The following is a 10,484-nucleotide window of genomic DNA, read 5'->3' as shown; positions in this document are numbered from 1 at the left end:
GGGCGGAGGGGGCGGGGGTCGTGGGTTCGCTCAAAACGCCTCTCCGATGGAGATATGGACCGCGCAGAGCCCTTCCGGGGCACCCGCATAGGCTGCATCGGCGGAGGTCGAGGTCTTGTCGAACTTGCGCCCGAAGCCCAGGCATCCACCAGAGGACGGATAGATGTATCCGGGATCGCTGACGGGCAATCCCCGCCCGATGTTCAAGCGCCTGGCGATGTCCAGCCGGATGGGGCCCACCACCGTGAGGTAGCGCAGGCCGCCGCCCACCGCGTGGTAGTGCTCGGGACCGAACAGCTTGGGGCCGTTCTTGTCGAACAGCGCCTCCGTGCCCACGAGGCCGGAGTCATAGAAGATGGCGAGCATCAGGCTGTCCGTGAGCATGTAGCGCAGCTCCACGGAGCTCTCGAAGAGGCTGTTGCCGCCCACGGGCACCGTGTCCCAGGAATCCAGGATGGGGTTGCCGTTCGCGTCCAGCAGGACGTTGTCGTCGTCGTCCTTCTTGTAGGTCGGCGCGAGCGGCGTCATGGGGGACAGCCGCTGGCCGTTGAAGCCGCGCATGGCGGTGGCGCCGCCGGAGAAGAAGCGGGTGACGATGGAGCTCTGGCCGCCGCCCGCCGGGTTCAGCGTGCCCCCGCGCAGCTTCACCGCGAGCGTCAGGTCCTTCTTGTCGCCGATGGAGTGGTAGTAGCGCAGGTCCGGCAGCAGCCGGACGTACTGGTACTGCCCGAAGAAGGGGCCGCCGCCCTTCTGGATGGAGAAGCCCACGTAGTAGCCGTTGCGCGGCTCGGTGCGGTCGTCTCTGCGGTCCCAGGCGAACGCGATCTCCAGGAAGCTCAGCGCCTGGTCGCAGGTGCCTTCCTTGGTCGTGTTCACACAGCCCAGGGTGATGGGCGGGACGCCCTCTTCCAGGCTCACCTGCCCCGTCAGCCGGTAGAGCTGCAGGTTGTACGAGGGGAAGACGGAGAAGGACGGGTGGGGCGTCCAGATGACGCCTGTCTTGAGATATCCGCCGTAGAACGAATAGGCCTGCTGGAGGCCCTTCTCCGCGGTGACGGAGGCCTGCAGGGCCAGGTCGCGGAAGAGGAAGCGTGGCTGCTCGAACTCCGTGGTGAAGCTGAAGATGGGGGCTTCCTCGGAGTCCTCGTCGCCCCGGAGGCTCGCCAGCACGTTGGGGATGAAGGCGTAGCCCAGGCGTCCGCGCAGCGTGAGCCTGCGCAGGCCGCCGCGGAAGTTGCGGTTGGTCCACTCGCCCAGGATGCGGCCTTCCTGCCGCGCGGCGTCCACGCCGATACCGCCGCCCAGCCGGATCGAGTGGAAGGGCGACTCGCGCACGTCCACCACCACCGGCACCGTGGCGTTCTGCCGGTCCGGCGCGCCCCGGTTCACCTTCACCGCGCCGAACACGCCCATGCGGAAGACGCGCGCCTGCGCCTCCGCCAGCGCTGCTTCGCTGAAGTAGGCGCCCTTGATGACCGCGCCCTGCGCCTGCTCGATGATGCGGCGGGGCGGCACCTGCGGGTTCGCGTCCGTGGCGATGAAGATGTTGCCGAAGCGGTAGCGCAGGCCCGGGGCAATCTGCAGGTCCACCACGGCCTTCTGCGTGGCCACGTCCACGCGCACCTCGCCGCCGACCTCCGCTTCCGCGTACCCCAGGTCCTTGAGCCGCTGGAGCACCAGCTCCTTGGTGGCGGTCCACGTCTCCTCGCGGAACACGTCGCCGGTCTTCACCGGCAGCTCCTCCAGGATGCGCTCGCGCTCGCGCTGCGACGGCTGGTCCGGCCCCTCGCTCAAGGACTCCAGGCCGTGCGTCTCGATGCGGTCGATGACGGTGGGCGCGCCCTCGTTGACCACCACCTTGAGGCGCACGGCCTTGTCGCCGTCCGGGATGACCTCGTTGGACTCCACCTGCGCCTGGTAGAAGCCCTCCGCCTGGTAGAAGCGCTCGATGCGGCGCAGGTCCGCCTGCCACGCGTTGGTGTCGAAGTAGTGCGCCTTGCCGAAGGGCCAGAACGCGTACCAGGGCGTGGAGGACGTGAGGATGCGGTCCTTGATGTCCCCGTCGTCCACCTGCTTCGCCCCCTGGATGTCCAGGGACTTCACCTTCGGACCGGTGGGCTGATTGGAGGTGGTGGCGCACGCCGTGAGCAGCACGGCCAGCGCGAGGGGCACGGCGGAGCGGAATCGGAGGAGTCGGACGTCGGCCACGTCACGTTTCTTAGCGGATGGCCAGCCCCTGACGCGTTTCGCAATGTTTCTTTGTGCGGCGAATGTCGCATTCCACGACCTCGGGGACGGGGTCAGTGTCCGCCAACCCTCCGGGCTCCGCCGTGGCGCGTGCAACCGGGCCCTGGGTGCGTCAGATTCGGGTCCCTATGGTCCGGCGAATCGCACTCCTGCTGTCGGCCACGCTGGTGCTCGCCACCGGCTGCGGCGTGAGCGAAGACGAAGTGGTCCAACTCAAGGAGGGAGAGAGCCTCTCCGACACGCCCTACTGCGGCTCCATCGGGTGCGCGGATCCGCTGCGCTTCTGCGCGGAGCTGTTCCTGGAGTTCGGCCGCTCGCCGCCCCTGTGCGTCGTGGACAACATCTGCGACCGGCTGGAGTGCGCGAAGGCGGGCCGCCGCTGCGCCGTGTTCGACGGCTTCCCCGGCCAGGTGAAGTGCATCGAGGGCAACGGCCAGCAGTAGGCGGCCGCGCGTCCAGGCGCCCCGGGGCAATCGGCCCCGGGGCGGAAGGCTTTCAGGCTAGCGGCGAGACGAGGCGGTGAGCCACGCCAGGCGCTCCGCGGCGTCCTTCGTCTGGGGCTCCGTGAGCAGCGCGTCCGTGTTCTGCGCGATGCGGTAGGCCCAGTTGGCGTCGTCCATGGTGCCGGGCAGGTTGATGCGGTCGCGCGTGCCCAGCACGTCCTGCCACGGCAGCACGCACAGGTCCGAGCCCGCGTTGAGCGCGGCGGCCAGCGTGGCGCGGTGGATGTCCGGGGTGAACTCGCGCGTCAGCGCCACGCCCTGGAACTCCGGCCACGCGCGCGCGGCGCTCTGGCGCTCGTGCTCCTGCGCCTGCTCCCACCACTCCGCCTGCGGCTCCGTGTCGTGCGTGCCGGTGGTGACCAGCGACACGGCGGGGAACTGGTGCGGGTCGCGGTAGGTGTTATCGTCGCGCTCCCAGCGCAGCACGCGGTAGCCGGGCAGCTTCAGGTCCGCGAGGATCTGCCGCACGAACGGGGGAATCACGCCCAGGTCCTCGGCGACGATGCCCGCGCCCTCCGACAGCAGGCGGAAGTGCTTCTCACCCTGGCGGCGCCAGGTGGGCTCGTCTCCGGGGACGAAGTAGCCGGTGGGGTTCTTCTCGTCGCGGATCCACTGGCGGAAGTAGCCCACCGCGTGGTCCACGCGGCGCAGGTCGTAGTAGCTGGCCGCCTTGGCCGCGCGCTTCTTCAGCCACGCGTAGTCGTCCTTCTCCATCGCGGCGAAGTCGAAGTAGGGCAGGCCCCAGTCCTGGCCCGTGGCGGAGAAGTCGTCCGGCGGCACGCCCAGGCGCGCGTCGCGGCGCAGGATGTCCGGGTGGGCCCAGCAGTCAGAGCTGTCCTGCCCGATGATGAAGGGCTCGTCCCCGCACAGGAGCACGTCCTTCGCCCTGGCCTGCGCGCGGACCTGGTTCCACTGCGCCTCCGCCAGCCACTGGAGCCAGGCGTGGTAGCGCACGCGGCGCTCCAGGCCCTGCTCCTGGATGGCGCGCAGGGCATCCGGCTGGCGCGTGCGCAGCCCTTCGGGCCACTGCCACCAGGGACGGCGATCCTCCTTCTCGCTGATGGCGGTGAAGAGCGCGTAGCTCTCCAGCCACTCGCCCTGCGCCTCGCGCCACTTCTGGAACTCCTGGGCGCGCGGCGTGCGCGGGGCCCACTCGTGCTGCTCGAAGTGGTCGAAGGCGCGCGCGAACGCGGCGTCCTTCAGCGGGAACACCAGCTCGTAGCGCACGCGCGGCGCGGCGCGGGCCTCCGCCAGCTGCTGCTTCTGCGCGTCGCTGAGCGCGCCCTCGCCGCCGGTGGCCTGGAACTCCGGCACCTGGTTCAGGTCGATGAAGAGCGGGTTCAGGCCGAACGCGGACCGCGTGGCGTACGGGCTGGGGTCGCCGGGCGCGGTGGGAAGGAGGGGCAGCACCATCAACATGCGCTGACGCGCGGCCTTCATCCAGGAGAAGAGCCCGTCCATGGCACCGAAGTCACCGATGCCGAAGTCCGTTCGCGAACGCAGGGAGAAGAGGGGCAGCAGGAGACCGGAGAGCCGGCCAGGAGTAGACATGGTGCGGCACAATCTGCCCCAGCCCCGGGCCGGTGTGAACTGCCGTCGCCCGGGTGTTCACCCGTGCCTGCTTGTCTGGCTCGCGGAGGTTGGCTGGTGAAAGTTGGACGGGGCGCGGCGCCTTTCGGAAGGGGGGCGAAGTCCAGGCCGACCTCGGCGGCGTCCCCCCTGCCGTGAGCCCCGCCCCGGACTCGCTGGGGCGTGACCGGGTGTGTCATGTCCCCACGTCGCGCTGGCTGGCCGTGTCGGCCCCCAACTGGCGCGCAATCAAGGAGACGATGCGCGCGGCGTCCTCGAAGCGGGAGCGCGTCACGCCGACGACGGTCTGGGGCCACATGCACTCCACGCGGCCGTGGGTGCACCGCACGACGAACGCCGTTCGTTGGAGCAGCAGCGCGCGGACCTCCGCGGGGAGCTGCGTCCGCACCCATCCCGAGGGGTCCTCGACTTGGAAGAGCGCCTCGAACGTTCGCGGGCCGGGCTCCCAGACCGGGTCCCAGCGAAAGGAGAACGGTTCCGCCATCTCGCGCGGCGACAGGCGGAACTCCACTTCCGTCGCGACCCGGGCCTGGACCCGCCAGTAGGCCAGGAGATGAATCATCCCAGGCCCCCGGTCATCGAACTCGCCGGATGAGGCATGGAAGCTCTTCAAGTAGATGGTGAGCTCGACGCCATCCCTGGTGACGCACACTCGCTCGTGGCGCTCGGGCGCGCGCCCCTGTCCCGGATTCCGGAGCGAGTCCACCAGGCCTTGCGGCGTCGCTGGCACGACAGCCCCCGAGAAGGCGCGGGCGAGCGTGGGCAGAACCTGGTCCTCCGCGATGCGGTCTTCGTCCGGGATGGCGGCGTCGATGGCGGCGCGCAATCGCTTCGAACGACGGACCCGTTTGCGATCCCAGACGATGCCGTACCCGCCGACCCCGAGCGCGACGCAGCCCAGGGCGAGCTCCCCGGCGCTCACGTTCCCTTCGAGCAGGCCGATGAGGGGGACGAGGCCGTACAGGAACGGGAAGTACCCGGCGAAGAGCCCGAACACACCCTCCGGGCCAACGAACAGCGGCGCCTCCTTCGGCGTGCAGGCGGGAGGGACACCGTTGGGCGTGGAGTCGGTCTCTTCGGTCATGGAGGGGGGCTCCTCTCCGCCAGGGACTCAGGACGGGGTGGCGCGAACGCCTCAGAGCTGTGCGCCGAGCAGGTTCACCCGGCGCTTGCGGCTGCCGTCGGCGAACACCTCCACCGGCCAGCCGCTGCCTGCGCTCTCGCCGTTGGTGTACTTCCAGAACCGCACCAGGTTGCCCGGCTTGATACCCCCGGCCGCGAAGCGCGGCACGGTGAGCGGCGCGGGAGCCCCGGTCACCGTCTGGTCACTCACCTTCTTGCAGGCCCTCCGGTACCGCACGTTGCCTCCGGGCGTGACGTACCAGATCTCCTTCGTGTCGAAGCACTCGTACACCGGCTCCTTGCGCGTCTCCTTCTTGAACGTGATGAGCACCTGGTTCCCCTTGGGCGTCACCTTCGCCACGACGCCGCTGGGCAGCCGGGTCGGGTCCATCGGCGAGTCCTCGGTGTGCACGCTCATCCCCATGCTGGGGAGCTGCACGGCGGGGCTCGCCAGGTCCGTGAGGCCGCTCGTGCCGTGGCTCTCGTTGGCGCCATTGACCATGCCCTGGACCGAGGCGGCGATGGGACCGCGCTGCACCAGGGTCCGCCTCAGGTAGTACTCGAAGACCCGCTCCATCACGGGCGCCTCCTTGTCGTTGAGGCCACACAGGGTGAGGCCGTACGCGAGCGCGGAGCCGAGATAGCCCCCCATCGTCATCTCCTGCACGGAGGTGGAGGGGTTCGCCTTGGCGTAGTCTCGCGCCCAGCCCTGGAAGGCCGGGAACAATTGACTGGCGCAGCCGGTCATCCCTCCGGGCGTGTCCGTCCGCTTCGCCTCCAGGGCCAGCACCGACTCGAAGACGGCCTTGTTCGCGGCGGCCTCCTTGGCCCACTGCGCGCGGGCGGCCTCGGGGCCCTTGAAGAACATGGCGGCCACCGCCTTGTCCTTCTTCGCGGCGTCCTCGATGAAGCGCTGGCGCTCCGCGAACTCCGCCATGGCGCCGCGGAAGGTCAGCACCGCCCGCATCTCCGCCTCCTCGGGCAGGTCCATGGCCGCGAGCTGCCGCCGGAACGCCGCGTCATCCAGGGTGACGCCGGACGCGTTGACCCAGTTGCGGTAGTAGCGCAGGTCCTTTCGCGTGGACTCGCCCAGGGCGCGGAAGTTGGTCATCTGGGACTTCACGAAGACGGCCTTCGCGAGCTCGCTGTCGAAGCCGCCCTCGTAGTCAACCACCCAGACCGCGGGCTCCTCGCGGCGATGCTGCGAGCCGAGCACCGAGCGATTCTCCTGCGTGTTCCAGTCGCCGCAGCCCACGCCGATGCGCTCGAGCGAGCGAATCAGGCGCAGGTTCTCGGGGCCGGTCGTGATGGGGGCCAGCTTCTGGCAGACGGGGTTGTCATTCATGCTGGGCGCCTGGTAGCGCCCGCCCTGTCCATACGTCTTCGCGGCCAGCTTCATCAGCCGCTCGTTGTCGGCGAGCGTGAGGCCATGCTGGTTGCTCAGGCTCTGCCGCACCGCCTGGACCCACGCGCGGCGCCCTTCGTCGCCAGGGCTCTCGCAGCTGTAGAGCACCAGGTCGCGCATCTCCCCCAGCGTCATCCCGTTGAAGTACTCCGACGCCAGCTCGAGGGATTCGGGCGTCGAGGAGAGCTTCTCCGTCACGCCGTCGCACCAGGTCGGCGCGCCGGAGGGCACGGCCTCCGCGGGAGCGGCGGTTTCGACCTTGGGGGCCGGCTTCGCCGCGAGCGCGTCGCCGAAGCCAAGTGAGAGGAGGGTCGCGAGGAGGAGGTTCGCCTGTTTCATGGTTGCGGGGAGTCCTTTTGCGGTGGGGGGCGGTATCCCCAGGGGGCAGCAAGCGGCCGGGGACGCCCGATGGGTCGGGTGGCTTGGCGCGCTTCGAGGACTGGCCTGCCCCTCTCCAAGGCCCGATGCCCGCGAGGGGGATGGCTCCCCGTTTCGCTGAGCGTGTCGGCGGGTTCGTACTCCAGGGATGGTTTGAAACGCAACAGTCGGGCCTGGAGCCGCACAGGGACGGCGGAAGGAAACCAGCTCCTTCGGAGGGTTGTGCATGAGGCGGTCCGCCATCATCCTCCGCGCCCGGACAAGCCCCTCGCCCATGAGCCCCCTTCCTCTGTCCTTCTACGCGCGGCCCACCCTGGAGGTGGCGCGCGACCTGCTGGGCACCCTGCTGGTGGTGGATGGCGTGCGGGGGCGGCGTGTAGGCCGCATCGTGGAGGTGGAGGCCTACCTGGGCGAGCACGACCTGGCGTGTCATTCGTCCAAGGGCCGCACGCCGCGCACGGAGGTGATGTTCGGGCCGGCGGGGCGCTCGTACGTCTACCTCATCTATGGAATGCACCACTGCTTCAACGTGGTGACGGACGCGCCCGGGGTGGCGGCGGCGGTGCTGGTGCGGGGCGTGGAGCCGGTGGAGGGCATCCTGCCTGGCGAGCGGACGGACGGGCCGGGAAGGCTGTGCCGGGTGATGGGGCTGAACCTGAACCACAACGACCTGACGCTGGACTCGGAGGGGCTCCACCTGTTGCCGGGGACACCAGTGCCGGACGCGCGGGTGGAGCGGGGACCGCGTATCGGCGTGGAGTATGCCGGGGCGTGGGCCGCTGAACCCTTCCGGCTGTGGGACCGGGACAGTGGACACGTCAGCCGCTTCGTCTCCCGGCGGCCTCGCCGTCGGCCTTGACGCGGAACCTTTCGACTGGTTGGGTGGAAAAGTCATGTCCCAAGAGGCCCCCCAGGAAGAAGACCGGCAGGAAGAAGACCGGCGGCTCCTGACGCGGGCCCAGGACGGTGACGTGTCCGCGTTCGAGGCCCTGGTGGGCCTGCACCAGGACCGGGTCTACGGCCTGGCGCTGCGGATGACGCGCTCGGAGGCGGACGCGGCGGAAATCACCCAGGACACCTTCCTGTCCGCCTACCAACACCTGAAGGACTTCCGGGGCGAGGCGGCCTTCGGGTCCTGGGTGCACCGCATCGCGGCCAACCACGCCCTCATGCGCCTGCGTCACCGCCGGGTGGCCCAGGCGGCGGAGGCGGAGCTCCAGGCCCCTGAGTTCACGGAGCGCGGCACCCTGGCGGACTACCCCGTCACCGACTGGAGCCGGGACGCCGAGGAGAAGGCGCTGGACGCGGAGCTGGGGCAGGCCATCCAGCAGGCGGCCGACCGGCTGCCGGAGGGCTACCGGGAAGTCTTCCTCTTGAAAGACGTGGACGGCCTCAGCTACGAACAGATCGCAGAAGTGACGGGGGATTCCATCCCCGCCATCAAGAGCCGCCTGCACCGGGCACGGCTCGCGCTGCGAGAAGCCATCGACCTGTTCTACAACCGGGACAATCGCGGGGTGTGAAACCCCCAGGGCGCCTCGGCATCTTCGAACAGGAACGAGGGGAGCCGCAGCCAGCCGAGGTTCGGATGTATACCTGCAAAGATTCCATCAACCTCCTGTTGGAGTTCCTCGAGGGAGAGATGCCCGAGGAGGAGGCGCGGCACCTGCAGGAGCACCTGTCGGGCTGCAAGCCCTGCGAGGAATTCCTCAGCACCTATCGGGCGACTCCCGGGCTGTGCAAGCGCGCCATGGCGCTGAAGATGCCCCGGGAAGTGTCGGCGAAGCTGACCGAGTTCCTGCGCTCGAAGATCAAGTCCTGCTCGTGAACCTGAAACAACTGTCGCTGCCGGAGCTGGAAGCGGCGCTCGCGCCGGCCCAGCCGTCCGCGACCGCGGTCCGCAAGGTGTTCGCGGGCGTCTTCGCCCACGCCCGTCCCACGGTGGATGCCGTCGCGCTGGCGCCCCAGGTGCCGCGCCGGGTCGCGGACCTGCTCCGCGCCCAGGCGGAAATGCCGTCCCTCAAGATTGTCGAGCGGCGGCAGGCGGAAGACGGCTTCGTGAAGTACCTCTTCGAGTCGCCGCTGGGCGGCCGCATCGAAGCGGTGCGCATCCCCATCTTCGAGGAGAAGTACGTCGTCTGCGTGTCCAGCCAGGTGGGTTGTGCGCTGGCGTGCGACTTCTGCATGACGGGCAAGCTGGGCTTCCAGCGCAACCTCCAGACCTGGGAGATATTGGACCAGGTGATGCAGGTGCGCGCGGAGGCGGACCGGCGCGTGGGCGGCGTGGTGTTCATGGGGATGGGCGAGCCGCTGCTCAACTACAAGGAGACCATCCGCGCGGCGCAGATCCTCTCGCACCCGGCGGGGTTCTCCATCTCCGGCACGGCCATCACGTTCTCCACGGCGGGGCACGTGCCCGCGATTCGCCGCTACACGAAGGAAGGGCACCCGTTCCGCCTGGCGTTCAGCGTGACGAGCGCCATCCCGGAGAAGCGCGCGAAGGTGCTCCCCATCGAGAAGACGCACCCGCTGCCGGAGCTGATCCAGGCCATCCGCGAGTACAGCGAGGCGCGGCGCGAGCGGGCGATGATTGCCTACGTGGCCATCCAGGGCTTCAACCTGGAGCGCGAGGACGCGGAGGCGCTGAAGGCGGCGTTCGAGGGCATCCCCATCAAGGTGGACCTCATCGACGTGACGGATCCGACGGGCAAGTACCTGCCGCCCACGGCGGAGGAGTTGAGCGCGTTCCGGGACCATCTTCAGATCCTCAAGGCGCCCATCGCGCGGCGCTATTCGGGCGGCAAGGAGATTGGCGCGGCGTGCGGCACGCTGGCGGCGAGCCAGTACGGCGGCACGGTGCTGCCGACGCCTGCTGCATCGCCCCGGCAGGCCTGACGTCCGCTTCCGCCGGCCTGGGCTTCCGTGCCCGGCGGTGAGGCGCTCGCGGCTTCGCGCGGGGTTCGTGATTTCGACGGCAAGAACCGGAGCGCGGGCCCTGGCCCCGCGGCGCTACGAGGACCGTGCGCCGCGGCGAGAGGGCCCCGCGGGCGCGACCTCATGAGCGGGCCCGTGTCTGGGAGAGCTGTCGGATGACGCATCGATTGGAAGGAAAGGTCGCCCTGGTGACGGGGGCGGGTTCAGGGATTGGCCGTGCAACGGCGCTCGCGTTGGCCCGGGCGGGCGCGCGGGTGGTGGCGGCTGGCAGACGTGTCGAGCCGTTGGAGGAGACGGTGCGCATG

The 10,484-nt window shown here is 69.7% G+C and carries 10 protein-coding genes; 6 read left to right on the top strand and 4 right to left on the bottom strand.

Annotation, left to right across the window (positions count from 1 at the left end; all coding sequences use genetic code 11):
• Positions 1-30 precede the first annotated feature (30 nt).
• On the bottom strand, positions 31-2,208 hold the full coding sequence (locus D7V80_RS37795) for an outer membrane protein assembly factor (protein ID WP_233586031.1): 2,178 nt from the start codon (positions 2,206-2,208) through the stop codon (positions 31-33).
• A 167-nt stretch (positions 2,209-2,375) separates the two neighbouring features.
• Here D7V80_RS37795 and D7V80_RS37790 point away from each other — a divergent pair, with 167 nt between their 5' ends.
• Positions 2,376-2,690, top strand: coding sequence for a hypothetical protein (locus D7V80_RS37790; protein ID WP_120592682.1), 315 nt, complete (start codon positions 2,376-2,378; stop codon positions 2,688-2,690).
• Positions 2,691-2,747: 57 nt separating this feature from the next.
• Here the strand turns inward: D7V80_RS37790 and D7V80_RS37785 are convergent, their stop codons facing one another.
• The 3 genes from D7V80_RS37785 to D7V80_RS37775 all read right to left on the bottom strand — a co-directional run bounded on the left by D7V80_RS37785 (position 2,748) and on the right by D7V80_RS37775 (position 7,206).
• Positions 2,748-4,301: a 4-alpha-glucanotransferase gene (locus tag D7V80_RS37785; RefSeq protein WP_120592681.1), complete on the bottom strand. Its 1,554-nt coding sequence runs from the start codon at positions 4,299-4,301 to the stop codon at positions 2,748-2,750.
• 214 nt (positions 4,302-4,515) lie between these two features.
• Complete coding sequence (locus tag D7V80_RS37780) at positions 4,516-5,424, bottom strand: hypothetical protein (RefSeq protein WP_120592680.1); 909 nt, start codon at positions 5,422-5,424, stop codon at positions 4,516-4,518.
• A gap of 51 nt (positions 5,425-5,475) precedes the next feature.
• Entirely contained in the window at positions 5,476-7,206 is a 1,731-nt protein-coding gene (locus tag D7V80_RS37775; protein ID WP_120592679.1) for a hypothetical protein, read from the bottom strand.
• Between the two features lie 313 nt (positions 7,207-7,519).
• Between D7V80_RS37775 and D7V80_RS37770 the strand changes: the two genes are divergently transcribed.
• The 5 genes from D7V80_RS37770 to D7V80_RS37750 form a co-directional block, all read left to right on the top strand.
• Positions 7,520-8,104 (top strand): DNA-3-methyladenine glycosylase, encoded by a 585-nt coding sequence (locus D7V80_RS37770; RefSeq protein WP_120592684.1) that lies wholly within the window; start codon positions 7,520-7,522, stop codon positions 8,102-8,104.
• A gap of 34 nt (positions 8,105-8,138) precedes the next feature.
• A complete protein-coding gene (locus tag D7V80_RS37765) occupies positions 8,139-8,768 on the top strand; it encodes an RNA polymerase sigma factor (RefSeq protein ID WP_120592678.1) in 630 nt (209 codons plus the stop codon).
• Between the two features lie 65 nt (positions 8,769-8,833).
• A complete protein-coding gene (locus tag D7V80_RS37760) occupies positions 8,834-9,073 on the top strand; it encodes an anti-sigma factor (protein ID WP_014399836.1) in 240 nt (79 codons plus the stop codon).
• Positions 9,070-10,140, top strand: coding sequence for a radical SAM protein (locus tag D7V80_RS37755; RefSeq protein WP_120561291.1), 1,071 nt, complete (start codon positions 9,070-9,072; stop codon positions 10,138-10,140). Before D7V80_RS37760 ends, D7V80_RS37755 begins: the two co-directional genes overlap by 4 nt.
• 194 nt (positions 10,141-10,334) lie before the next feature.
• The coding region (locus D7V80_RS37750) for an SDR family NAD(P)-dependent oxidoreductase (protein WP_120592683.1) at positions 10,335-10,484 on the top strand (150 nt) is incomplete at its 3' end.

Source organism: Corallococcus sp. CA054B (assembly GCF_003611625.1).
Lineage (GTDB): Bacteria > Myxococcota > Myxococcia > Myxococcales > Myxococcaceae > Corallococcus > Corallococcus coralloides.
Note: the sequence above shows the minus strand (reverse complement) of the source record. Positions and strands in the feature narration are given on the sequence as shown.